This is a genomic window from Zhongshania guokunii, assembly GCF_040892635.1.
Classification (GTDB): Bacteria; Pseudomonadota; Gammaproteobacteria; order Pseudomonadales; family Spongiibacteraceae; genus Spongiibacter; species Spongiibacter guokunii.
This window is the reverse complement of the sequence record NZ_JBFRYA010000013.1, coordinates 97,284-119,223: the sequence shown is the minus strand read 5'-3', so window position 1 is coordinate 119,223 and position 21,940 is coordinate 97,284. Positions and strand designations below refer to the sequence as shown.

Annotated in this window: 26 protein-coding genes and 1 tRNA gene; 9 read left to right on the top strand and 18 right to left on the bottom strand. The window is 48.7% G+C overall.

Annotated elements, in window-relative coordinates; all coding sequences use genetic code 11:
- Positions 1-6: 6 nt before the first annotated feature.
- Together AB4876_RS14615 and AB4876_RS14610 are read left to right on the top strand one after the other, a co-directional pair.
- Entirely contained in the window at positions 7-432 is a 426-nt protein-coding gene (locus tag AB4876_RS14615) for a hypothetical protein (protein ID WP_047012461.1), read from the top strand.
- Between the two features lie 254 nt (positions 433-686).
- Entirely contained in the window at positions 687-1,712 is a 1,026-nt protein-coding gene (locus AB4876_RS14610) for an AraC family transcriptional regulator (RefSeq protein WP_368382510.1), read from the top strand.
- Between the two features lie 239 nt (positions 1,713-1,951).
- On the opposite strand, the gene AB4876_RS14605 is transcribed toward AB4876_RS14610, so the two are convergent.
- The 3 genes from AB4876_RS14605 to AB4876_RS14595 all read right to left on the bottom strand — a co-directional run bounded on the left by AB4876_RS14605 (position 1,952) and on the right by AB4876_RS14595 (position 3,468).
- Complete coding sequence (locus tag AB4876_RS14605) at positions 1,952-2,293, bottom strand: hypothetical protein (protein ID WP_200842761.1); 342 nt, start codon at positions 2,291-2,293, stop codon at positions 1,952-1,954.
- A 259-nt stretch (positions 2,294-2,552) separates the two neighbouring features.
- Positions 2,553-2,951 carry a PaaI family thioesterase gene (locus tag AB4876_RS14600; protein WP_368382509.1) on the bottom strand — a complete coding sequence of 133 codons (399 nt, stop codon included), beginning with the start codon at positions 2,949-2,951 and terminating at the stop codon, positions 2,553-2,555.
- The gene (locus AB4876_RS14595; RefSeq protein WP_368382508.1) at positions 2,944-3,468 is read right to left on the bottom strand and encodes a PaaI family thioesterase; all 525 of its coding nucleotides are present in this window, start codon (positions 3,466-3,468) and stop codon (positions 2,944-2,946) included. The genes AB4876_RS14600 and AB4876_RS14595 overlap by 8 nt, the downstream gene beginning before the upstream one ends.
- Before the next feature lie 165 nt (positions 3,469-3,633).
- On the opposite strand from AB4876_RS14595, the gene AB4876_RS14590 reads away from it, so the two are divergent.
- Positions 3,634-3,804, top strand: coding sequence for an acyl-CoA dehydrogenase C-terminal domain-containing protein (locus AB4876_RS14590; protein ID WP_368382518.1), 171 nt, complete (start codon positions 3,634-3,636; stop codon positions 3,802-3,804).
- A gap of 333 nt (positions 3,805-4,137) precedes the next feature.
- Here AB4876_RS14590 and AB4876_RS14585 read toward each other — a convergent pair whose 3' ends face one another.
- The 4 genes from AB4876_RS14585 to AB4876_RS14570 form a co-directional block, all read right to left on the bottom strand.
- Complete coding sequence (locus AB4876_RS14585; protein WP_368382507.1) at positions 4,138-4,686, bottom strand: hypothetical protein; 549 nt, start codon at positions 4,684-4,686, stop codon at positions 4,138-4,140.
- 101 nt (positions 4,687-4,787) lie between these two features.
- Positions 4,788-5,198 (bottom strand): hypothetical protein, encoded by a 411-nt coding sequence (locus tag AB4876_RS14580; RefSeq protein ID WP_368382506.1) that lies wholly within the window; start codon positions 5,196-5,198, stop codon positions 4,788-4,790.
- Between the two features lie 26 nt (positions 5,199-5,224).
- Positions 5,225-6,460, bottom strand: a complete 1,236-nt coding sequence (locus AB4876_RS14575; protein ID WP_368382505.1) for an Arm DNA-binding domain-containing protein — start codon at positions 6,458-6,460, stop codon at positions 5,225-5,227.
- On the bottom strand, positions 6,453-6,689 hold the full coding sequence (locus AB4876_RS14570; RefSeq protein WP_008248011.1) for a hypothetical protein: 237 nt from the start codon (positions 6,687-6,689) through the stop codon (positions 6,453-6,455). Before AB4876_RS14570 ends, AB4876_RS14575 begins: the two co-directional genes overlap by 8 nt.
- Positions 6,690-6,816: 127 nt before the next feature.
- On the opposite strand from AB4876_RS14570, the gene AB4876_RS14565 reads away from it, so the two are divergent.
- Positions 6,817-7,062, top strand: a complete 246-nt coding sequence (locus AB4876_RS14565; RefSeq protein WP_368382504.1) for a helix-turn-helix domain-containing protein — start codon at positions 6,817-6,819, stop codon at positions 7,060-7,062.
- A 124-nt stretch (positions 7,063-7,186) separates the two neighbouring features.
- Here the strand turns inward: AB4876_RS14565 and AB4876_RS14560 are convergent, their stop codons facing one another.
- Together AB4876_RS14560 and AB4876_RS14555 are read right to left on the bottom strand one after the other, a co-directional pair.
- Positions 7,187-7,693 carry a hypothetical protein gene (locus AB4876_RS14560; RefSeq protein WP_159269994.1) on the bottom strand — a complete coding sequence of 169 codons (507 nt, stop codon included), beginning with the start codon at positions 7,691-7,693 and terminating at the stop codon, positions 7,187-7,189.
- Entirely contained in the window at positions 7,690-8,535 is an 846-nt protein-coding gene (locus AB4876_RS14555) for a hypothetical protein (protein WP_159269996.1), read from the bottom strand. Before AB4876_RS14555 ends, AB4876_RS14560 begins: the two co-directional genes overlap by 4 nt.
- Before the next feature lie 561 nt (positions 8,536-9,096).
- Between AB4876_RS14555 and AB4876_RS14550 the strand changes: the two genes are divergently transcribed.
- Positions 9,097-9,297 (top strand): hypothetical protein, encoded by a 201-nt coding sequence (locus AB4876_RS14550; RefSeq protein ID WP_159269998.1) that lies wholly within the window; start codon positions 9,097-9,099, stop codon positions 9,295-9,297.
- Positions 9,298-9,403: 106 nt separating this feature from the next.
- On the opposite strand, the gene AB4876_RS14545 is transcribed toward AB4876_RS14550, so the two are convergent.
- The 5 genes from AB4876_RS14545 to AB4876_RS14525 form a co-directional block, all read right to left on the bottom strand.
- A tRNA-Met gene (locus AB4876_RS14545) sits at positions 9,404-9,480 on the bottom strand.
- Positions 9,481-9,626: 146 nt separating this feature from the next.
- Complete coding sequence (locus AB4876_RS14540; protein WP_368382503.1) at positions 9,627-11,084, bottom strand: hypothetical protein; 1,458 nt, start codon at positions 11,082-11,084, stop codon at positions 9,627-9,629.
- Complete coding sequence (locus AB4876_RS14535; RefSeq protein ID WP_368382502.1) at positions 11,084-11,446, bottom strand: multicopper oxidase domain-containing protein; 363 nt, start codon at positions 11,444-11,446, stop codon at positions 11,084-11,086. The genes AB4876_RS14540 and AB4876_RS14535 overlap by 1 nt, the downstream gene beginning before the upstream one ends.
- The gene (locus tag AB4876_RS14530; RefSeq protein WP_368382501.1) at positions 11,436-13,664 is read right to left on the bottom strand and encodes a peptidase M19; all 2,229 of its coding nucleotides are present in this window, start codon (positions 13,662-13,664) and stop codon (positions 11,436-11,438) included. Before AB4876_RS14530 ends, AB4876_RS14535 begins: the two co-directional genes overlap by 11 nt.
- Before the next feature lie 282 nt (positions 13,665-13,946).
- Complete coding sequence (locus tag AB4876_RS14525) at positions 13,947-14,591, bottom strand: TetR/AcrR family transcriptional regulator (protein WP_368382500.1); 645 nt, start codon at positions 14,589-14,591, stop codon at positions 13,947-13,949.
- A 75-nt stretch (positions 14,592-14,666) separates the two neighbouring features.
- Between AB4876_RS14525 and choxAB the strand changes: the two genes are divergently transcribed.
- Positions 14,667-16,340 carry a cholesterol oxidase gene (choxAB, locus tag AB4876_RS14520; protein ID WP_368382499.1) on the top strand — a complete coding sequence of 558 codons (1,674 nt, stop codon included), beginning with the start codon at positions 14,667-14,669 and terminating at the stop codon, positions 16,338-16,340.
- Positions 16,341-16,343: 3 nt separating this feature from the next.
- Here the strand turns inward: choxAB and traF are convergent, their stop codons facing one another.
- Positions 16,344-17,474, bottom strand: coding sequence for a conjugal transfer protein TraF (gene traF / locus AB4876_RS14515; protein WP_368382498.1), 1,131 nt, complete (start codon positions 17,472-17,474; stop codon positions 16,344-16,346).
- A gap of 283 nt (positions 17,475-17,757) precedes the next feature.
- Between traF and AB4876_RS14510 the strand changes: the two genes are divergently transcribed.
- Together AB4876_RS14510 and AB4876_RS14505 are read left to right on the top strand one after the other, a co-directional pair.
- A complete protein-coding gene (locus AB4876_RS14510; RefSeq protein ID WP_368382497.1) occupies positions 17,758-18,288 on the top strand; it encodes a 1-acyl-sn-glycerol-3-phosphate acyltransferase in 531 nt (176 codons plus the stop codon).
- Between the two features lie 162 nt (positions 18,289-18,450).
- Entirely contained in the window at positions 18,451-19,695 is a 1,245-nt protein-coding gene (locus AB4876_RS14505) for a sensor histidine kinase (protein ID WP_368382496.1), read from the top strand.
- Here the strand turns inward: AB4876_RS14505 and AB4876_RS14500 are convergent.
- The 3 genes from AB4876_RS14500 to AB4876_RS14490 form a co-directional block, all read right to left on the bottom strand.
- Positions 19,692-19,943 carry an anti-sigma factor family protein gene (locus tag AB4876_RS14500; protein ID WP_368382495.1) on the bottom strand — a complete coding sequence of 84 codons (252 nt, stop codon included), beginning with the start codon at positions 19,941-19,943 and terminating at the stop codon, positions 19,692-19,694. The two genes, AB4876_RS14505 and AB4876_RS14500, sit on opposite strands and share 4 nt — an antisense overlap.
- Positions 19,937-20,551 carry an RNA polymerase sigma factor gene (locus AB4876_RS14495; RefSeq protein WP_368382494.1) on the bottom strand — a complete coding sequence of 205 codons (615 nt, stop codon included), beginning with the start codon at positions 20,549-20,551 and terminating at the stop codon, positions 19,937-19,939. Before AB4876_RS14495 ends, AB4876_RS14500 begins: the two co-directional genes overlap by 7 nt.
- 93 nt (positions 20,552-20,644) lie before the next feature.
- On the bottom strand, positions 20,645-21,274 hold the full coding sequence (locus tag AB4876_RS14490; protein WP_368382493.1) for an HvfX family Cu-binding RiPP maturation protein: 630 nt from the start codon (positions 21,272-21,274) through the stop codon (positions 20,645-20,647).
- A gap of 202 nt (positions 21,275-21,476) precedes the next feature.
- Here AB4876_RS14490 and AB4876_RS14485 point away from each other — a divergent pair, with 202 nt between their 5' ends.
- Complete coding sequence (locus AB4876_RS14485) at positions 21,477-21,803, top strand: HvfA family oxazolone/thioamide-modified RiPP metallophore (protein ID WP_368382492.1); 327 nt, start codon at positions 21,477-21,479, stop codon at positions 21,801-21,803.
- The last annotated feature ends 137 nt before the right edge of the window (positions 21,804-21,940 follow it).

Below are 21,940 nucleotides of genomic sequence, written 5' to 3'. Positions count from 1 at the left end.
AAAATAATGTTAAAAAAACTACTTCCGTACTCAACTTTAACCGCAGCATTAATGACTGGCCCATCACTTGTCAACGCCCAAAGCTTAGGTCCGCTTCAGGGTATTACCGACACATTGGGGAGCCTAAGCGGGGGATTAGTGGTGACGCTAGTTGACCCACTCCAAGCAACCACCGCAGCCATTGGGTTAAATTCGTCACCGCTATTCAATATACTGCCAAATAATCCATTACTAATCACTTATGATGTTCTATTAAAAGGGCCGGAAAATACTATCGTTATCAGCGATCTACTACAGGGCAACCTAATCATAAATAACGTTCTCTCCGGATTACCTGGTGGCGATGTAATACAGGCGACTTACAGTGAAAATTTAAAGCCATTTATTCCAACCCTTCCCCTAATCGATGGGCTGATTAATTCACAACTTTAAAACACCTTTCACCGCTCGCCCGTAAATGCGGGCGAGTGTTCCCGCGCTATATTTAGTTCGTCATACAGTAGCCCCCCGAAACCAATATAAACAAACAGCACCAAAGCAGCCGTGCAGACAATGGGTAGCTCCCCCGCCTACACCGAAGTGCCACTCATTCCCTGAGTAGGAAACTCTGCATATTCTTGCTATGCTCCGAGCAGATCAAAAACGTACCCACAACGATAACAATACCTATATACCTGTGAGACTCAATGACTGCACGCGTACGGGCCAGCTGCCTAAATAATTTTGTATCCCTAATTGAGGAGCTACAAGGTAATGCTGAGGATTTATGCCTCAAAGCAGGTATAGATTACAGTCAACTAGATCAGGAAGACTATTTTTTCCCATATCAAAGCTTTATCGACCTACTTGAGTTAAGTGCCACAAGCCTAAATCTACCCAATATTGGCTTACAACTTGCTATGCGACAGGATCACTCTATTCTTGGTCCAGTTGCTTTTTTAGCACTATCTGCGCACGATGTCAGGTCAGCATTAACAAGTGTAGGAAAATTTCTGTACCATTTCACCCCCGCCATTTCACTCACATTGAGAGAGAGTGAGGACCAACCAAGCCATGTCTGCTTAGATCTCATTAATGTCAACGCCAATCACAGTCGACAGGCAGTTGAGCACGCTGTCGCTTGCACGCTTCACATTATTCACTTGCTTACCGAAGGAAAATTTAAGGCGCGGGCCGTTCATTTCCGTCATTCAAAAATCGGTCCAGAAAGGCATTATCAAAGCGCGTTCAATTGCCCAACGGTATTTAATCAAAAATATGATTCAATAGAGCTCGACACCGACTTTTTAGATATCGAATTGAGCTCCCACAACCCTCAGCTTCACGGTTTGGTATCCAGCTATCTCTCTATGGTAGAAATAGATTCCAATTCCACAAGTAAACCGAATTTATCGACCAGCAAGCAAGCTCGTCATTTAATTCAAAAACTGCTACCGACCGGCCAACTGTCACGCCCGGTAATTGCAGAAAACATGAAGCTTCACGAGCGCGCCCTTCATCGCAAACTACAATCAGAAGGCTACACCTTTGAAGCGCTTGTTGACGAAGTCAGAATCACAGAAGCTAAAAAACTTCTTGCGCACGACGCCATCCCCATGTCTCAAATTGCCGGTTTATTGGGTTACAATGAACAAAGTTCATTCAACAGGGCATTTAAACGCTGGTTTGAAATGACCCCCAAAAAATACCTACAGAGTAAACCAAGGGATTAACCAAAGGCGGGGAACTGATTTCAAGCCTTGAGAATCGTGTTGCAAAGCGAGCCTGAAAGCATTGCAGGGCTTTTCCATCGCCCCCAGAAATCCGGGGAGATCGGATAAGAGAAATGAGGTGGCCGTCGCCTTCTGCTTATAAGCGAGCGGCCATAAATTCTAAATCAGATGAACGTCGGCGGGCCTTTCTTGTGTTTCAACGGTCACCCCGAGGGGCTGGCATTAGCGCCATGTTAGGCTTACGGCCGCGCGTGAACACCGAGAAGTAGTGCTTTCGGTTCTCCTCCACTTTTGTACGCAGCGAACAGGATATACGGGAAGCTGAACATTCCACCCATAACGATGCTGAGGAACGCAAAAAAATAGGCTCTTGGGCCCGCCCCTTCTCGCCAAGTAACCCAAGTAGCAAGCAAGAACAGGTGAATAAGGAAGTCGATATCGAACTGGCTTCGCCACCCGAGCGCGAGCAAGTCAGCCATAGCTACGGCAGGCCAGTTCAGCCCTTGAGTTAGTGACGCTAGACCAGTAATTGCGTATATCGCAACCGTCGAGACAATTAAAAGCACCTTTAGGGCCTTCATTAAATCCACCTCCTGAATAAACGCATATCTGAAGCTCCTGACACTTGCAGCTCAAGCACACGGGGTTTGCGCGGTGAAGAGCACCAAAAAACTAGCAACACTCATTAATTTTATACTGATCTTCGCTTCGATATCTTACGCGCGTTATGTATTGTTGGTGACGCCTCATATGCATTATCTCGCTTACCTGTGTGATCGATTTTAAATTTATTGCTTTGGAAAGGGCTAGAAAAATAAGCACTATGTTTACTTCGGCAAGTTAATCCTTTATTAAAAACTGCGCCCTTGCCATCGCAATCGGTGCGGCTTCATCTTCCTGCCAAGCACTGACACTTACATTGATCATCCGCCTACCGAGATACACCAGCTTGCAACGCGAATGTGTGGCCAAGTATTTTCCCGCTCGCACATAGTCCACCGCGAAATCGATGACCTTGGGAATTTTTTCGCTTTCACTCTGTTGCAAGACGTAGAGCATAGCCGATAGCTCCATAAAACCAGCAACGGCCCCACCGTGCAGAGCTGGAAGCGTCGGATTTCCAACATTACTCATTTTTACCGGCAATAAATAACAGCCCGTTTCCTCGCTCATTTTTATACCAATGGTCCTAGCGTAGGGAACCAGACTTATCAGCGTGCGTATTTCTGAGTCATCCATTAGCACTATCACCAGATTTTAGTTTTCCATTTTTCACTGCCTGGGAAGCACGAAACCCCCGGCGCATGTCGGCAAATAAGTCCGGCTCCATACGGAAAAAATTACCTACCCCCGCCGCAATCGTCAGATTAGTATCTCCGTGATGTGCGATAGCACGGGTGAAAATCACACTTTCAGTAACACGGTACACTTCAGCATCAGCGTACACGGTAAGGCCTGGCGTCGCTGGGCGCATATAATCAATGCGCAAATCAATTGTTGGGGTTAGCCCCAAATCATCTAATGCAGTCGCAGCAGCAAAGCCACAACAGGTATCCAATAAGGCCGTGATTGCACCACCGTGAATAACGCCGGTATCCGGATTCCCCACCAAGGCTTCACCATAAGGCATCGACAGGCCAGCCCGGTGACGCTCTACATACTCAGGACGAATCCCCAGCGTCGTAAAATGATCTCCGTCATTGGCTGCTAGAATAGTCTCAATGAAACAGTTCAGTTCTTCGAAATCCAACGCCATTACTTACCCCGATGAAATATTTAACACATTATATGCTTGCTATTATACTAAAGTAGATCGCAAAAAGTGACATCAACATCGCTAAGTGCGCAATTAAAACAGCCAACGAAAATATTAGCGGAAGATATGCAGCGTGTTATGGATAGGGCAGGTTAGGATGCAAATATTATTGGTGCCTCGGCCCATGAGTACTTGCAAATAATTGGGCTTATTCTTTACAGTTATATGTGGGTGGAAATGGAAGCCGTGGCGTTAAAGTCTGGCAACCAACAAGGCGAATATTTTGATGAAGCCAAACTTCAGGCGGCACGTTTCTTTACTCAACTCAGCGCATAGTAAAAACCTTCGCTTCAATTAACGACGGAAATTTAGCGCTGGATCGAGTAAACCTATTGAAGTGTTATTTTGTCCGCTTTTTGCCAGTTAATGCAATGCCGCCTGAACGCTAAGGCGTCTGGCTCTAGCACCAATACCAGCCCTCGGCTGAGTTCTAAAGTGGCCATACCATAAACCCGCCAGGGGTATCTTATGAGTGAATCTACAGGCCAAATAATAGGTGAACCTAAGTTACACCTGCACGCCTACATAATGTTGTTTATGCTTGGGTTCACCGCCGCGCCACTGCCTGGCAATTCGATTGTGTAAGCCCACACTTGTTGTCGCTTTAATCTAATATGATTCGCCAGCCTGCTTCAGCTTGTGCATCAAGCGCTGCGCTAAGGGCAATGTCAGTTCGCTGGGGAAATAGCTATAAATCTGCGTATGGGTGAAAACCCATGCCGTAATCTTTTCAATAGTATTGCCGTCGCCTTTCAGCACTACTTCGATCAGTGCATCTAGGTAGGGCTTTGATTGTTCATTCGAAATCAGCAAATAAATTGCGCGAGCGATACAGCGTAGCTCTCTTTCAGTAAGGGCTTTTGCTGGGATGAAGCTTTGCGGTGTTTTTTGCTCTGATTTGCCGCCAATGGCCACATTCAATCGTAGGTCATCGAGGTGCTGAATCAACACTTCTAAGGCGTACTCCATTAGCATGTCTGTGCGCCCGACTTCGATGTTGGCGAAGCGAGACAATAGCCATGATTGTACGGCTTGTTCATTATTCGATTCGCGACCGGTACCGAGAATAGCGACTAAATCATCGTTGTAACAGGTCGAAAGGCGGCTGTTGATTACTTTTGCCAGTGAGCGGGCAGTCTCTTTAGTTAATGTGTTCATAGCGTCTCCTGTTGGCGTTTAGCGCCATCATCTTTGTTCCGTATAAATTGGTGTTGTTGTTAATCGATATTCAATTAGGGGCAGGGCATAGCCAATCTGGTTTACCAGCCGCCCCCAAGTGATTTATGTTCTAGGTATTTGCGGACCTTTAGCGATTCGCCGTTCTGAATTGCTTGCCACGTTGTCCGGCCGTCGTAGTTCTTATTGTTTGTGTGTACATACTTACTTGGCTCATTTCTGGGAAATAGGACCTGCAGTAGCTGATAGATAACGAGGAGGTTGCTTAATGCTTCATCAGCGATGTTAGTTAGAAATGCTTCTATGTCTCCCTGCGGCACTTCCCATATGTTCAGTATGCGTTCCGCGAGCATAAGTGCGGCACTGCGTGGTAGCCCTAGTACAGCGTCATCAGGATCATCTGCAAGATGTTCCGGTACCTTGATGTTGAGTAAGCGCATATCGCCTAGGGTGAGCAAAGCGATAAAATTGGTATCGTTCGTTTCATTTGTCATGAATATTTCCCCTTATCCCTACTGTGTTATTGGGCTGCGTGCCGTTCATCCTGTACGCCAAGCATTTGCTCGAATGCAGAGCCGTCTTGTCGTGTCAGATTGGGTATATACCGTGAGTACACTTTGAACAGCATTTCGGTGCTGGCGTGGCCGAGAAACCTAGCGACCCACTCGGGGTTTTCACCGGAAGCCAGTAATAGTGTCGCAGCGGTATGGCGGGTTTGATAAGGTCGCCGCATCTTCAGGCTTAGATGGCGGAGTAGGGGGTACCAGACACGCTTAGTAATATTGTTGTGGTCTAGGGGCTTGCCTTCGGTGTTGCAAAATACATAAGGGCTGAGCTTGCCGGTTGCTTGATATTGAGCCTCTAGTGCGGCTTTAACTGGCCCTAGCATGGGAATATCCCGCTGGCTGCCGTCAGTTTTGGTGTATTCGGTCTTGCCTTGAACCAGTGTTTCTCTGATAGCGATCAGTCCGCGCTTAAAATCGACGAACTCCCAGCGAAGCCCATCGATTTCGCCGGTACGCATGCCCGAGTAAAAGCGCACCGAATAATAGTTGCGGTAATCTTCGCGTACCGATTCGATGATGCGGTTAACCTCTATTAGGGAAAATGGCTCAACATGGCTGCGCTGAAGCTTGAGGGGCTTGATGTTCTTATAAGGGTTCTCAAAGGAATAGCGATCTGAGGCCTCTTCCAAAATGGCCTTCAATAGCGCCATATGGGTATTGATGGTCTTGGCTGCAATCTGCTCTTTACCGCCACGGCCGGGCTTCGATGCCAGTTTTGAGCGGAATTCGAGAATCTCGGCTTTAGTGATATCGGATAACGCGCGCTTGCCGAAAAACTTGATGAGCGAATTTGAAAGCACCGATTCAATATTGCGGGCATGAGATGCCCGCCACTCTATTTTCTTTTCGGTTTGCCATTGGCGTGCGAAAGTTTCAAAAAGCGGTGCCCTTGTTGAATGCTTCGCGGGGACGCTCCTGTTTTGTACCCGTACAAGCTGCGTTTGGCTCGTATTGGTGTGGTTAGGATCTACCTCCAGAAATTTCTGAATGTTTTTGCTGCCAGGAAAAAACTCAGAATAGTTGAACTCCCCAAGCTTTATTCGGGCTTCTACTTTGTCGAGAAGTACTTGTACCTTTTTCCGGTTCTGGGCGTTGTCATGCAGCGCTGTGTGTTCCCGAAAGCGTGCTCCTTGATACGAAAAATCTAGAAGCAGCCTGCCTGTATCAGGCCGTACCCGAACCTTACCCATAGCACACACCTCCGTTCGCCATAGGGATTTCAATGTCATTGGGAGACTTCCGCGCCAACATCTCCTCTTCAACAGCTTCCCAGATGTAGAGAATTTTTCGCCGACCAAATGGCTTTATGTAGTGTTTACCCTCTAGCAATACACTGTCATTGAGTTGTTGCCGAATGGTGCGTACGTCATATTTGATACGCTCAGATAGTTCTTCGGTTGTAAGGTATGTCGTAGTCATGTGCTTCTCCTTGGCTCACATATGATTCATTGGGTGCTTAAGTGAATCATATTGCGCTATAAAGAATCAGTCAAGCGCTAAAATGCTCATTTGTGATTAATTTGGTACACTGGGCGCATTATTGGGTGTGGCAAGGGTTGGCTTCAACGTGATTCGGATATTGTTTAAACAGCTTCTAGACGAAAAATCGTTTCGCGAGAAAAGGCGGATAACGGTGGGAGAGGTATCTGAGGTCACTGGTATTAGTCGAGCTACACTAACTCGTGTTGCTAATGTTCCTGGCTATAACACCAACACCGATACAATAAATGCACTATGCGTTTATTTTGAGTGTGAGCCGAAGGACTTGCTCCGATATATAGAGGGAGATTAAGATTTAATATCTGCCTAAGCTGTAGGTAATGAACGGAAATCCGGCACGATATTGAGCTCATCGAGTCCGGATTTGGGCGAAATACGTACGGTCACATATCCCGAATCGGGCGTGCTATCTGATTTTATTGTGAAATGCTTTTCTTGAACATTGAAAAGCCAATTTTAAAAATAATTTTCTTGTAGAAAGATGTTTTTTTACTAATAAAGTCATCTACTATTTCTATCAGTTCATCTATAAAATCAGCTGTGGTTTGTATCTTGTTCTCCATTATGTAATCTACTTTAGTCATATCATTTATCAAGTGAAATTGATGCGCTGATGTAATTACAATATAGCTACAAGTAGTTCGACTTAACAGTGACGCTATCTGCATCCCATCCTTCGCGATAGAGGGCTCCGTTATACCTTGTACATCCAATACGACAATGTCATATGGATTTTTTTGCAATCTGTCGAGCAGTGCGTAATCTATTTTTGAATATCTATCAATTTCATTGAAACCTGAATTTTTAGCCGTATTTAACATGGCCTTATTAAAGTAAACATCCTCGTCGTCTATGATGCATATGCTTACATTGTCGATTTTCATTAGGAGCTTGCCAAGTCCGTTTAGTGGCTTATGCTTCATGATCTAAGGTTCCTGATTATAAAGGTTTGCTTAGCTTGTTCGTTTTCTAATAAATTTTGCTCATGAGTTAACTCTAATAAATCAGAATCCCTTTTGCTTAGCTCATTATAATATTGTACAAGTACTTGTGCCCAATATAGGCCATACCCAAAACCCTCGGAATCATTTCTAGACTGGAAGCCTTTTTCAAATATCATTTCCGAGTCAAGAATAGGTCTTGAAATATTAATAAACTTAAGGTTAATGTCGCTTGTATTAATTTTGATGCTAGAAACAGTGGCGGTGCTTCCATCAATACTGTACTTCCAAATATTATCTATCATGATTGAGATTATGTACTCGATAATATGTGAGGCGAAGGTGATGTCCGTTTTCTTGTCTACTTCAAAGTTAAAATTTATATTTTTGGATCTTCGTGTATTTACGATCAAAGAAAAAACTTTTGAATATTTATCTAGAATCTTTATAAGATTAGTCTTTTTATCTAAATTTGCAGAATAATGAGAGCTTGGATGAAACTCATTTACCCCTGCAATCATTTCTATAAACTGATCAATTATTACGGTTGCGCCAACAATTTTGCTTGCGGGATTATCTAAATCTATTCTCTTAGTGCTTACATTTGGGTCAATAAGGGAGGCTTCAGCAACAATTGTTTGGAGGACCTTGTTTAGTTCATGCCTTAAATTGTGCGATATATGTCTTAAAGTGACGGACTCCTCTTTCTTTTTGATGATACTACCTGTGTTGTAAAATGCGACGCCGTATTGGCAAAAATCAAAAGTCTCGATCTTGGATTTTTCGCAATCTTTAGAGGGGCAGCGTATACAAATATCTAACATATCATTCCTTGAATCTAATAAGTATAAGGCCGCCATCAATCGTGGCTTTGTAGTCGTTGCGGCTCATTTGCGTCGCAATGCCTTGGTTGCCTGTGCGATGCTATCTAGGTTAGCGAAAAAGTTGCTCGAGGGGCTTCAGCATTCGGTAGCAAGTATGGATTTATATCCGCCGTTGTTTGTGTGGGCGACAAAGCATAGCTTAGGGTCCGTTATGCCTGCCATATATTCCGTGCTCCTGATCATATCGCGCTTTCCATAAATTTCAATGAGATAAGTTGGCGTGCTATCTTTTGCGTTACGGTCTTTCGTGGTTTTGAGCTTGCTAGTCCCATTCTTCGTCTCCCTCTGGGCCAATTAGTGCGCAAATACCGTCGTCTCGAATGATGCGTTGAGCTTCATTTGATGCGTCATAGTCGGTTTCAAATGTATCGTCCCAAACTGTCGAGTTATTGTATTCGTCAACTACCTCAAGGCACCATCAGAGAGTTCTTGGGATGGAGGGGAGGTTACAACGATTGATATATTCTGCATTTATATGGGCCTTTGGCGCGGGTGTCTTGAATGATGTTATTGGCATGCGACCGCCAGTTTCCTATTCTGTGTGTTTTGGTGCAAGTTGATCGGTGGGCTGGAGAGTTGCGCGAACCTTGGTTTGATCTTGTTGGCTCGTCAGGCTTTACTGCTTCGGGCTATTTTTATCACTGCTGTAATCGTGGCGTGGTGACCGAAGGTCATAGAGTCGTTTGCTCGGGGCGGGTCTGAATTCAAAAGTGTCACGGAAAACGTCACGGAGTGTCACGGGGGTCTAAAAGCAACAGGCGAAAAAAAACGGCAAGCCAGTAAGTAACTGATTTGCCGTTCTTTAAATTGGTAGCGGGGGCAGGATTCGAACCTACGACCTTCGGGTTATGAGCCCGACGAGCTACCAGACTGCTCCACCCCGCAACTGATCTGCTGTCGTTTTCTCTATGACAGGGCGCGCATTATAGGAGCGGAAATTAATTCTTGCAAGCCCTATTGCCGAATAAGTTTAAATTAATGCCAATTAGATTTTTCGGATACGGTTTTGCCGGTATTTATAGGCTTTTCGTTTAGCCTTGTAGCGGCTGCGCAAGTATCCATAAGCCTGCACCAGTGAAGATAACCATTAGTAAGAGCATGGGCAGTTGGCTGAGGCTGGCTTGGCGCTGGCTTGGGAAGCTGCGCAGGGCTTCGGCGTGGGCGAGGTAAACGCTGGCGACGTGGCCGATCAGAATAAGCCATACCTGACTATTCCAAATAAAGCCCATGTCTGGCAGTACTGGTAGGCGGCCGCTTATGGCGGTGCCAAATAGATTCCAGCCCCAGCCAAAGGGGTCTGAGATGAGGCCGCGAATTTTTAAGCCTTGGCTGAGTAGCAGGGTGTAGTAGTGGGTGATGTGGTAGACCAAGGCTATCGGCAACAGGCTGTAGCCAAAGCGCAGTGCCAGCTCGCTAACAGAGAGTTTGGTTTGGGTGATGAGTTTGCCCAGCCACAAAAATAGTCTGAATAAGCCTAGGTAGAGAAAGGGTGATAGCAATAGGCACACTGTTTCGAAGCCGATATACCACGGGCGCAGGCTTAGGTAAGCGTATAGCGGGTGTTCGCCCAGCAGCGGCTCGAGGATATGCAAAGGGTCTTTCCAGAACAGGTTAAACCACAGGCTGGTTTCGCGTAGGCCGTCGTATGCGGTGGACGACAGCATAAATAATAGGAAGACGAGTAAGCTGCCGTGCTCTACACGCTGCTCTAGCAAGCCGCTGAAGGGCATACGTAGCTGGAGTTTATATTTGCCCTCGGCGCTTGGCTGGTAGTGCAGTGGCGCCATCTTGGCGATGAGCTGAAACATGACCGAAAATAGCTCGCCATATTTAAACCAGTTTTGGCTGCCGTAGCGCCACACCGCCAGTGTATTAATGATGGTGTAGCTGATTAGGATGAGTGATAGCGAAAAGGGTTTGGTATTGCCAAATAATTCTAGGCAGATAAAGGCCATATAGAGGCCGACGGCGGGCCAGTAGGCGAGTTGGCTAGGGTAGGTTTGGCGGCCTTGGCTAAATCGCTTTAGCGGCGCGAGCATGACTCGCCATGGATTAAGGTATTGGTACCAGTTGCCAAATGCCGCGCTGAGATAGCTGGCGCCGAGCGCGAAGCTGATCCAGAAAAAAGTCATATTGAAATTGCGGTAGCGGTCTTGATTGCCAATGAGGCCGCTGACAATTGCTAGGCCAAAGCTCAGCAGCACTATACTTTTTAATAGTGTGCTGAGTTTTATGGCCCTAGCGAATTTGAATAAACGTGGGTGGCCAATTGGCCATTGTTTGTGTGGCCGCGAGGCCTGCTCGGCGCGGTAAAAAAAGCCGAGTATTAAAAATGATAAAACCAGCGCTGCTATAGCCCCATAGATATACATCCAATAGGGCATGGGTAGTGTGTAGGGTTCGCCGAAGGAGTGCGCTTGCGCAATGCTGCTTAGCGTTAGGCCAAATACACTGGCACCGATTTGTTGGGTGCGGCTGAGTATATGCATTAGTGGGGATAAACTTCAAACGTAGCCAGCTGAATGCCGCTATCGTGCAGTTCCAGCGCAAAGCGTCCGGGTTGGCTTGCTACAAATTCAAAGTTGAGAGGGGTGTCGGCCGCGATGTGCAGGTGTTTGTCTATGCCGTGTAAATGCAGTTGATCGTTTTGGGTGCTGCGAATTTCAATTTTTACGGTGTCGCCTTGGGTCACCCGAATTCGTTGAGATTCGTAGTGACCGTTAACCACAAAATTGTATTCGTGTAGGGTTGTGGTCGCTGCAATTGCAGGCTGGCTACTCGGTTTAAGGAGTAGCCAGAGACCGCCGAGCAGTAGCGCTGCACAGCCGATAAAAACCAGCTTATGGCGCACTGCTTACATTGCCATTGCGGTTATAAGCGCGTTCCCACATTTGCACATAGCCTTCGGCTGAGTTGTACAGCGCGTCGAGGGCTTCTTTGCCGCCTTCAAGGCGCACTTCTTCAACAAAGTCGGCGACCAAGCCGTAATGCGACATGCCGGTTTCGTCGATATGCCAGTATTTTCCGCTTTCGGGAATGGTCAGCATATTAACGTTTACGGTTTTAAAGTTGGCAAACTGTGATCCCCAGTCGTCGCCGCTAAACAGCGGGAAGGGGTACTGCACCGGTTCAGAGTCGCCGCCACGCGGACCAGGGTGGCCGCCAAAGCCATTGCCGTCTGCGCCATAACCTAAACCTAACACTTGGTCAGAGTCGCTAATTCCCGCTTTTGTGCGCCAGAATTTCAGTTTGGCTAAAAACTCCTTGTGTTTAATTCCGTTGCCTTTGTAGGGGTAGACGACGCCGCCATTTTTCAGCATGCGCACTACTTGATCACTAGTAAGGCCGCCGTGGGCGTCGTGGGATGAAGCTAGCGGGTATTTAGGTGTTTGCTCATCGGCAATGTCGAGCATAATGTCTTTGCTGTGATAGGCCGCGTGGTCAATGTCAATCACCATGCCGCGGGTCATTAGGGCGCGCAGCGCGTATTCACCTAAGTCGGTAACGGTGCGCTGGTTGCAGCGTTTGCCTGGCGGGTAGAGTGGCGTGAGTCCGCCGGTGGCTTCAAAGATAGCCTGCGACAGTGGGTCGTCGCCGCTGCCGGGAATGGCGGTGGTCATCTCTGTGCCTGGGGTGCGAACCGAGGGTTCGTCGGCCGGGTAGCTACGGCATTCGGTGGTTTTCCAAAACGCGCCAGTATCTAAAAAGTTGAGGAAGTTAATAACGTCGCCACTGAATATGCCGGTGCCGCCCAAGGAGCTATCAATGTCGTGGTAGGGGTAAACATGGCGTACGCCGAGGTCCCATAAGCGCTGAATTTCGGCGTCAATCTGGGCTTTATCGCAGCGTCGTTGTTCGCCGCCGCCGGGTAAAAATGTCACGCCGCAGTCAAATACTTGGGCGACTTCTACACCGAGAATTACCGCCAATTTACCTTCGTTAATAACCTCGCGGGCTTCTTGTGGTGATTTTACAATGCGGTACCAGCCCATTCCGGGGCCGCCAGATTGGGCGTCAATATAGTCTTGCACGTCGTAAAGGTATTCAACCTGCTTGGTTGCAACGCTCATGTCGTCGCAGTCGGCGTCTGGCATGAGCGAGTAGCTTTGGCCCACTTTGCACAGCGCAGCGATATTGGTGCCGTGGTTAACCATTACCCGTAAGCCGGCCAAGTAGGCGCGCTCCACCCATTTGTAGTACATCACTTGGTGGGTTAAGAAGTTGCGCTGCGGCCAGTCGACGAAGGTCGGCCAGCCTTTGGTTTCGTGGGTGCCTGTAGGGTCGGTTTCGAGAATATTATTGGCGTCGCGAATACCGTTGGGGCCGTGGAATTCTTCGCAATCTTCCAGTGCGTGATCAACGCCAAAGCGGTGAATAACTTGGCCGTAAAGTACGCCGCCTGCCGAGGGGCCAACGTCGCCAGCGTAAGACATCTCGCTAGACATACCCATGTGGGTGTGAACATCGGCGAAGCCGATAATGGGTTTATCAGCGCCGCTGCCCTTAAAGGTTTCGCCGCTAATCGCGGTTGGCATTTCTGGGTAGTTGGTGCAGTTGGTGCTAGGTACAAAGTTAAACTGGGCCGCTGGCGCCGTTGTGGCGGGGCCGGCAATTAGTTTGCTGCTGTCGTCGAGCTGCATGGTCTGCGAGGTGCTTTCAGATACGATGCTAAAGGTATTGCTGGATTGGTTTTTATCTATGGTCCAAATGGCCGCGTCACTTGCCACGGCTTCGCCGCTAATCGCTGCGGTGTCGGCGGTGAGTAAGCGTTTGTCTTTACTGTAAAACAAATATTTGCCGAGGGTTGCGGCTTGCATGTAAAAGGCTTCGGCAGTAGCGACACTTGCAGCAGTATTGCTGTAACTGCCATCACTTGCGGCGACGGTGTATTTGTCGGTTTGCGCTGATTGCAGTGCGTAGCAGCCATTGGCCATTGCATAGCGATTTTGTGGCGCGCTACCGGTGGTGGGCTTGTTATTGCTATGGCTGCTAGTGGAGGAGCTAGAGCCACCGCAGGCCGAAATCAAGACGGCGGAACAAATGATGAGGGCTGGGAAATGCATTTTCATCGGCTAAACCTGCATGTTTGGTGGCACGGCCATGGGTGAGTGCCAGTAAATAACGGATACCGAGCTGCTGTAGTACCTAGGGGCTGCCCAGCTTTGGTAAATCGTTAGTGCTATGTTGACTCCGTAAACTATCACGCTATTACATAAAAGTCCCTACCTGTACCAAATTAGTGGTGGCAGCATAACTATAGTGCAGTAGCTCGAGTAATGTCTTGGGGGCGGGTTTTCTTGGTTGTATCTGAGCGATGGCGCGTCGCAGTTGTGGGGCTCAATGGGGCGTGTTTATGCGGTTGGTGCAGCGTAATTGGCGGTGGCAACAAACAGAAACAGACTGCTATTAATTACGGAGTCAATGGGGGCGGTATAGCCAGTGAGCGCCCAGCGCCGCGCTATTTGAATGACAGCGCCAACGAGCCCAGCGTAAATAATATCCTGATCTGGCCGCTCGCTAATATCGGCAAGTCCCAGCGAGCTAGCCAGTGAGCGAATCAGCACTGCAAATTCTTCCATGGCCTCGTAGTAGAGCTGGTCGAGGGTGTCGCTCACGCCAAGAATTTCAAATAACAGCAGGCGTGCAACTGCTGGTTTGTCTTGCAAGGTATCGAAAAAGGCATGCAGCCCGGCGCGGGCAAAGGCTTCGCTATTGCGCTCGGCCTTGGCAAAGGCTTGCAGCATAGTCTCTTTTAGGTAGTCGGTTTGCGCTTGGTAAACTTCGGCGAGCAAGGCCTCTTTATTGGCGAAGGATTCGTAAAAATAGCGTTCGGTAAGCCCTGCCGCGGCGCAAATACTGCGCACACTGCTAGCCGGATAGCCAATGTCGCCAAAAACAAAGAGGCCCGCATCAAGGAGCTGTTGGCAGCGCTCGGCGCGGCGTTGGTCGCCACTGGCACCGCGGTAGCGGCGTGGTTTTAGCTTGGTTTCGGTCATTTGGTAATTTTGACATGAGCCACTGTCAGATGTAAAGTGACATGCTGTGTTGTCAAATAAAGAGCTCGCGAGTATATGGCGTTATGTTTGCCGGAATCGGTTGCGGACTTTGCGAGCAAGGGGAGTGGTTGGGCTGTGGATTATGATTTCGATTATTTGGTTATTGGTTCTGGCTTTGGCGGCTCAACGGCAGCTCATCGCCTGAGCCAAAAAGGCTATAAGGTTGGCATGATGGAAATGGGTCGTCGCTGGAGCGCCGAAACCTATCCTCGTTCAAACTGGCATTTCCATCGCTGGTTGTGGCGACCAATGCTCGGCCTTAAAGGCTTTTTTAATCTGCGCTGGTTTAAGCATGTGTTGGTGTTGCACGGTAATGCCGTGGGCGGCGGATCGATTACTTACGCCAATACACTATTGGTGCCCAAACCGGAGATTTGGCAGCAGGGTAGCTGGGCGGGCCTAAAAGATTGGCAGGCAGAAATGCCGGCGCACTATGCAAGCGCTCAAAAAATGCTCGGTGTTACCGAGAATCGCATCCTTGGCCCAGCCGATCACCTATTAAAAGAGGCCGCCGAAGACTGGGGTTGTGGCGAATCGTTTTATAAAACCCAGGTAGGGGTGTTTTTTGGCGATGAGGGCGAGGCGCAGGGTAAATCCTACCCAGACCCTTATTTTGATGGCGAGGGTCCTGAGCGAAATAGCTGTATTGCCTGTGGTGGCTGTATGGTTGGGTGTCGTTACAACGCTAAAAATAGTCTCGATAAAAATTATCTGTATTTTGCCGAGAAGCAGGGCACCCAAGTGTTTGCCGAAACCAAGGTGGTAAATGTGGTGCCCCTTAACGGTAAGGCCGATGGGGAAGACGGCTATGAAATCACTACGGTATCTAGCACCTCGCTGCTGTTTCGCAAAACCCGCCGCTGGCGAGCGCGGGCGGTGGTGTTTGCAGCGTCGTCGCTGGGCACTCAAGATCTGATGTTTAAACTTCGCGACAAGGGTTCGCTGCCGAATATCTCCAGCCAATTAGGGCGGCGGGTTAGAACCAACGCCGAGTCTTTAATAGGTGTGCGCCTGCCCGGCGAGCAAAATATGGATGCCGGTATTGCCATTGGCTCGGGTATTTATCTCGATGATAAAACTCATATTGAAGCCACTCGCTACCCGCGTGGATCAGACGCCATGGGGCTGCTGGTTACCGCGATGACTCGGGGCAAGCCCGATTGGCGGCGGATTTTCAACTGGCTTTTCACCATGCTGAAATTATTGATAAAAAGTCCCAAGCAAGCAGTCACATCCTTGATTCCCTTTGGTCTGGCTCGCCAGACTATTATTTTACTGTGTATGCAGACACTCGATGGCCATATTGATATGCAGTACCGGCGGGCTTGGTATTGGCCGTGGCGCAAGCGCATGGTGAGCGTGGGTGACCCTATACCTGCGCATATTCCCGAGGCCAGTGAATTTGCTCTGCGCACGGCGCGTCGTCTCGGCGGCATGGCGGGCAGTTTGATAACTGAGGTTTTGTTTAATATTCCCGCTACCGCGCATTGTATGGGTGGTGTGGGAATGGCCAGTAGTCCTGATGGGGGTGTGATCGACAGTCAAAACCGAGTGTTTGGCTACCGTAATATGCTGGTGTGCGACGGCTCAATGCTGTCGTCGAATCTCGGAGTTAATCCGTCGCTGACGATTACGGCTTTAACGGAGCATGCCATGAGCTTTATCCCCGCTAAAGCTGATGCAGCTTAAACCTTAAAGTGGCAGCTGTAGATTAATGCTGCCGCCTAGCTCATTGCTGCCGGCGTAGCTGAATTTAGCGGTGATATGCAGCAGCTGATCTAGGTTGTAGTGCAGGCCGATTGTGGGTGCGTCGTCATTATAGGGGCTGTCGAACCAGCGATAAGCCAGTAGTAGTGCAACGCGTTCACTCAGTGGGATGCTGCTGTTTAAATCGTAAATGCGCTGGGAGGGAATCTCGCCAAACCCAGCCTGGGGGGTGAGGTCTGCGTTCAGTTGAACCTCGCCCCACGTCGCTTGGTAGCCGATATGGCTGGTGAATTGGCTGCGCTGTTGGTAAAGCGTGCCAAGGGTGCTGCGCATGGTTTGCTGGTAAATGTCTTTAATACTTAAGCCTGCGCTCCAGTCACCCAGTCGGTGGCTCACGCCGAGGTCGGCGTTCAGCTGCAGGTTGTGATCCACATCGCGGTCGGCATCGAAGATTTTTTCTTCATCGTATTCTGAAATCAGAATACTGCGTTCAATTAGGCTGATATTTTGCAGTTTGGCGGTGATTCCAAATTGAGTGTTCGGTAAACCGTCGATATTAAAGCGGTAGTTTGCGCCCAGAAAGTTAAACCACAGCACTGATATTTCCATCGACGATTGCAGCTCGCCAAAGCTAAATAAGCCCAAAACCGTCGCAAAGCGCAGGCGAGTTGCGTCGGCTTCGTCGTAGTTGAAGCGCTCTGTGCCGCGAAATTCTGAACCACCAAGGATATGCCATGCCGGCGATTGGGTGTTTAAGCTGAAATGCGCGCCTACGTTAAAACCGTTGGTGTCGTCACTCATGCTTTCTAGGCTTGCGACCAGCGCGCTTTCATCGCCAGGGATAACCAATACACCGCGAGAGCGGCCCTGTAGCGAGCGGCCCTCGTCATAGGCCTCTTTAATGCTTTGCACTAGACCATCACTGTCGTCCACAAAGAAGTAGCCATCCATTTGCAGCAGGGATTCATTTACATCACTGCGCAGCGGGACTGCGGCGGGATTGCTGTGCAAAGGGCTAAGTTGGTAGTCGCCGCTTGCCGCATGAGCTGCGCTGGCAAAGAGTGGCAGGCTGCACAGGAGTAGTGCTCGATTGAGCTTGGCGCTTGATGCTGGCAAAAACGGTCTCCCTTGGATACTAACTATCTATGCCCGGTTGCCCGCCGCAGTGCTGATGAGTGTCTATACTGAAAGGGAGGATAGTAGAGCCTATAAGTTGGGGCAAGCGCATTTCCACGATTTTGTGTAATATCGCTACTTATGGCTGCCATCTACACGGTGGTTTTAGAATAAATAGGTGCTTGTGGCAATCATCACTAACGGGGCTGCTTTGCTTCAAAGAAAGACAATATGCAGTTATCCAAGCCTTCTTAAATTAGTGAGGGTGTTAAGCGTTTGCTTGATGAGGTTGCTGTCTTGGCAATTGCCTGCGGAGCAGCCATCGCCTAGGAAATATGTACTGATTGTTGCGCCGCATACTAGCAATTGGGATTTTTTCTTAATGGTCGCCGTGGCTAGCGGCATAGGGCGCCAAATTCGCTTTATGGGCAAGCATCAATTATTTGTTGGCCCGCTTGGGGTGTTGTTGCGCTGGCTGGGCGGGGTTGGCGTTGAACGCGGCAGTCAACATAATTTTGTTGCGCAAATGGCTGATTTGTTTAAAGAAACCGATGATATGGTGCTAATTATTGCGCCCGAGGGCACTCGCAGCAAAGTTGCGCAGTGGAAAGGCGGTTTCTACCATATTGCGGCGGCCGCCAAGGTGCCGGTTGTGGCGGTGGGCTTAGACTATGCTAAGAAAACGGTTTCGCTGTTTGCCCCGTATTATCCCAACGTGGGATTTGCCGAGGATGTCGCTGAAATTCAAAAGTTCTACCGGTCGATTACGGCAAAATACCCTGAGCAGGATAGCAGTCATCCCGGTAAAGAGTGATTTCTTAGGGCTGGCAATAGCAGGCGGCTAGGTGGAATCCCCTGTTACCTTGCATTGGTGATATTGCTATAAAAGGGAGCTTGGATAAAGGGAATTGCTAATAATCAATATATTGGTTGGATAGCCAAATAGATTTTGGCGCTTATTGGAATACAAACGCTTATGGACAACGGATTTCTATCAAAATTATTAGGGCCCGAGATGCCCCCTCACGGGCATTGCTATTTATGGAATGAGGATTTAGTTCGCCTCCATGTAATTAGTGACGCCGTGATTAGTTTGTCTTATTTTACTATTCCCATGGCGCTGGTTTACTTGGTGCGCAAGCGCGACGATCTCAAGTTTAATTATATTTTTGTGATGTTCGCGATCTTTATTTTTGCCTGTGGCGCTACTCACCTCATTAATATATTTAACGTTTGGTACGGCGCTTACTGGCTAAGTGGTAGCGTTAAGTTGATTACCGCCATCGCCTCGGTGGGCACGGCCATTTTAGTGTGGCCGCTTATACCCAAGGCCTTGGCAATACCCAGTAATAGCCAGTTGCTAGTGCTCAATCAGCAGTTGCGCGAAGAGGCCGACGAAAATCGCCGCCAAAAGCAGCAGGTAGAGCGGTTAACAAAAGATTTAGAAACGCTAATTGATGAGCGTACCAAAGAGCTGGCCGAAACCCGGGTAATGAAAAATTTACTAGAAAAAAACCACGATTCATTGGAGCGCTCTAATGCCGCGCTGGAAGAGTACGCGCGAGTAACCGCTCACGATATTAAAGAACCACTGCGCTCGATTTCGGTTTTTGGTCAATTGTTAAACGAACGGCTGGCCGAAAACTTGGGCGAGGACGAATCTAAATGGCTGCAGACCATGGTTGGTTCCGCCCAGCGTATGACTGTGATGATCGAGGATCTGCAAAAATACTGCGAGCCACACTCGCTTGTGCCTGCGGGTCCGATAGTACTCGATGAGTATTTCGACCGCGCTATTTTTGAACACGATGCGAACTTGACAAAATACGCCACAGAGTTACGTCGTCAGCCCTTGGGGACGGTTAATATGTCGCCGCCAGCGCTGCATCAATTGATCTTCGAACTTTTAGATAATGCAATTAAGTTTAGTCGTGATCAGGAATCACCGTTAATAGAAATTGGGCCCCTCGACAGCGCTAATCAAAGTGAGATTGGCTTTTTTATTCGCGACAATGGCATTGGTATTGCTGGTCATTATCACCAGCGGGTGTTTGGGGTTTTTGAGCGCTTACACGCCAATAGTGGCGACGAAGGTACCGGCATTGGCTTGGCTATTTGCCGACGTATTCTGGAAGAAAATGAAGGGCGTATTGAGGTGGTAAGTGAGCTTGGTAAAGGTGCCGAGTTCCGTGTTTATTTGCCGGAAGGGGCGCTAAGCTAGTTGTCGTCAGCTGACTTAGTCGCCTGCAGTATCTGCGAGAACACCTGCTCACTATTCGCTGAGTCAATCTGCCACAATTGCTTGGCCAAGGCCGCGCCGGTGCGACGGCTGTGGTCCAGATGACGGTTAAAGCGCCGGCAGTGCCGGCAAATAATAAGATGCAGTCGAATATCAATGCGCTTCCAGCCTCGGTATTGTTCGTCGAGATGGTCGCTGGCGAGATCGGTAAATTGTTGGCAGTTCAGCATTCCCCGGTCTCCTGATAGTGGTTAATGACGGCCATAAGTTTGAGGCGGGCGCGGTGTAAAATAACCCGCACATTGGCTTCGCTAATGGCAAGAATTTCGGCGATATCATTTAATTTAGTTTGTTCAACATCGCGCAGTAAAAACACCGCTTTTTGGTTTTCTGGCAATATCGTCAATGTGTGTTCAATGCAGCGGCGCAATTGATCTTCCTGCAGCATTAACTCTGGGGTGTTAATTTCCCAGCGCGACGGCGGGCTACTCCAGTGGCCGCTGCTGTCAAAATTGGCTGGGTCGACACTGGTCTGGATGTCGTCAATATCCCCATAGCTACTATGGCGCTTTTCTCTGCGCAATCGCGACTTAGCCTCGTTACTCACAATCTGAATCATCCAGGTCGACAGGCTTGAGCGTCCCTCAAATTTGCCAATGGCCTTATAAATCGATGCCCATGCTTCTTGAGTTACATCTTCGGCAAACACATCACCGGCGATCGCTCTAGCAACAATTAGCAACTTGCTATGGTAATTGCTGATTAGCGTTTTAAAGGCGCTATTGTCACCGGCTTGCAGGCGCTCAATAAACTGTTGATCAAGAACAGACTGTGACACTGCGGCATCCAAACCCAGATTAAGCCCATAGTGTCACTGATCCTCTTGCGTTTGCGCAACCAAGCGGCGCTAATTTCCTCAAAAAATTAAAGCTTAGTAGTCGGTTTTCTCGCATCGCAGGGACTGAAATTTACGTTTTAGCCAGTAATCGGCACTCACATAGCGGCCACCGCCTAATACGATTAGAGCCAGTAGCATTAATAGGTAGGTCGCAGCAAACTCAATGCCGTTATTGAGAATAACAATATTGCCGCTCGACGTTAGCCAGTCGTAATTGCCGTGGGTCTCGAGTAACGAGCGGGCGGCGGTGAGTTTGTTTACCGATTCCACAACTCTCTCGTTGGCAAAGGGGGCGCTGGCATCGGCAATGGCCTGCCAGCCAAATTGCCAGTGCACGCTCAGCGCCGCCACAATCATGGTGACAGAGAGGGGAATGGCAATCCAACGTGTTGCAAGGCCTAATAATAGCAACAGTGCGCCGGCTAGCTCCGTGGCGGTGGCTAAAAATGCTAATAGGGTGGGAAAGGGCAGCCCCAAGCCCCAGTCAGGGTTGCCAAACCATTCGGCGGTGGCGCTAAAACTGGCCATTTTACTGCTGCCCGCCATCCAAAAAACGGGCACCAAATACAGCCTTAAGCCAAGGGCTGGCAGTCCGTCGACGGGCCGAAATACGCGCGTGATGTAATATTGACTGCGGTATAAGTAACTTAAAAAATCTACCATGAACTAAACTCCGTAGAATATTGGCAATGCAGCTTATGCTGTACGATTAGCAATAAGACGCGGTGCGCTTAAACTTGTTACAGATAAAAATAGTGAATTATTTTTGCGGGGCTTGTAACACTGGCTGGTTGAATACCTCTAATGAGCAGAGTCGTCATGCGGCGACCAATTTAAACAATTAATTTATCAAGGTGATGACAACATGAAAAAAACTGCAATGACTGCGTTTGGTGCTGCAATGCTCGCTTCTTCTATGGCCTCAGTTGCTGTAGCCGATACCAACCCCTTTGCCGCCAAAGTAATGAGCAGTGGCTATCAGTTGGCGAATTACGCCAAAGACGCTGAAGGCAAATGTGGTGAAGCTAAGTGCGGCGCCGATAAAGCGGCCAAAGAAGCCAAATGTGGTGAGGCCAAGTGCGGTGCCGATAAGTCTGCTAAAGAAGGCAAGTGTGGCGAAGCTAAATGCGGCGCCGATAAAGCCGCTAAAGAAGGCAAATGTGGCGAAGCCAAGTGCGGCGCTAGCAAGTAAATTTCGCTTCATATTGGCATGACTAAGCCCGCACCCACGTGATCTTGCGTGGGTTGCGGGCTTTTTTGCGCCCCCATTACGGACTAGCTAAATGCCAGCGCGCTCTTTATAGTGCCAGCCTGATACTACCTCGACGA

Excerpts from the sequence above, each read along its gene's own strand:
- AB4876_RS14615 (WP_047012461.1), top strand. The coding sequence starts at position 7 with ATGTTAAAAAAACTACTTCCGTACTCAACTTTAACCGCAGCATTAATG.
- AB4876_RS14610 (WP_368382510.1), top strand. The coding sequence starts at position 687 with ATGACTGCACGCGTACGGGCCAGCTGCCTAAATAATTTTGTATCCCTA.
- AB4876_RS14605 (WP_200842761.1), bottom strand. The coding sequence starts at position 2,293 with ATGAAGGCCCTAAAGGTGCTTTTAATTGTCTCGACGGTTGCGATATAC.
- AB4876_RS14600 (WP_368382509.1), bottom strand. The coding sequence starts at position 2,951 with ATGGATGACTCAGAAATACGCACGCTGATAAGTCTGGTTCCCTACGCT.
- AB4876_RS14595 (WP_368382508.1), bottom strand. The coding sequence starts at position 3,468 with ATGGCGTTGGATTTCGAAGAACTGAACTGTTTCATTGAGACTATTCTA.
- AB4876_RS14585 (WP_368382507.1), bottom strand. The coding sequence starts at position 4,686 with ATGAACACATTAACTAAAGAGACTGCCCGCTCACTGGCAAAAGTAATC.
- AB4876_RS14580 (WP_368382506.1), bottom strand. The coding sequence starts at position 5,198 with ATGACAAATGAAACGAACGATACCAATTTTATCGCTTTGCTCACCCTA.
- AB4876_RS14575 (WP_368382505.1), bottom strand. The coding sequence starts at position 6,460 with ATGGGTAAGGTTCGGGTACGGCCTGATACAGGCAGGCTGCTTCTAGAT.
- AB4876_RS14570 (WP_008248011.1), bottom strand. The coding sequence starts at position 6,689 with ATGACTACGACATACCTTACAACCGAAGAACTATCTGAGCGTATCAAA.
- AB4876_RS14560 (WP_159269994.1), bottom strand. The coding sequence starts at position 7,693 with ATGAAGCATAAGCCACTAAACGGACTTGGCAAGCTCCTAATGAAAATC.
- AB4876_RS14555 (WP_159269996.1), bottom strand. The coding sequence starts at position 8,535 with ATGTTAGATATTTGTATACGCTGCCCCTCTAAAGATTGCGAAAAATCC.
- AB4876_RS14550 (WP_159269998.1), top strand. The coding sequence starts at position 9,097 with ATGATGTTATTGGCATGCGACCGCCAGTTTCCTATTCTGTGTGTTTTG.
- AB4876_RS14540 (WP_368382503.1), bottom strand. The coding sequence starts at position 11,084 with ATGCATATACTCAGCCGCACCCAACAAATCGGTGCCAGTGTATTTGGC.
- AB4876_RS14530 (WP_368382501.1), bottom strand. The coding sequence starts at position 13,664 with ATGAAAATGCATTTCCCAGCCCTCATCATTTGTTCCGCCGTCTTGATT.
- AB4876_RS14525 (WP_368382500.1), bottom strand. The coding sequence starts at position 14,591 with ATGACCGAAACCAAGCTAAAACCACGCCGCTACCGCGGTGCCAGTGGC.
- choxAB (WP_368382499.1), top strand. The coding sequence starts at position 14,667 with ATGGCGTTATGTTTGCCGGAATCGGTTGCGGACTTTGCGAGCAAGGGG.
- AB4876_RS14510 (WP_368382497.1), top strand. The coding sequence starts at position 17,758 with ATGAGGTTGCTGTCTTGGCAATTGCCTGCGGAGCAGCCATCGCCTAGG.
- AB4876_RS14505 (WP_368382496.1), top strand. The coding sequence starts at position 18,451 with ATGGACAACGGATTTCTATCAAAATTATTAGGGCCCGAGATGCCCCCT.
- AB4876_RS14500 (WP_368382495.1), bottom strand. The coding sequence starts at position 19,943 with ATGCTGAACTGCCAACAATTTACCGATCTCGCCAGCGACCATCTCGAC.
- AB4876_RS14490 (WP_368382493.1), bottom strand. The coding sequence starts at position 21,274 with ATGGTAGATTTTTTAAGTTACTTATACCGCAGTCAATATTACATCACG.
- AB4876_RS14485 (WP_368382492.1), top strand. The coding sequence starts at position 21,477 with ATGAAAAAAACTGCAATGACTGCGTTTGGTGCTGCAATGCTCGCTTCT.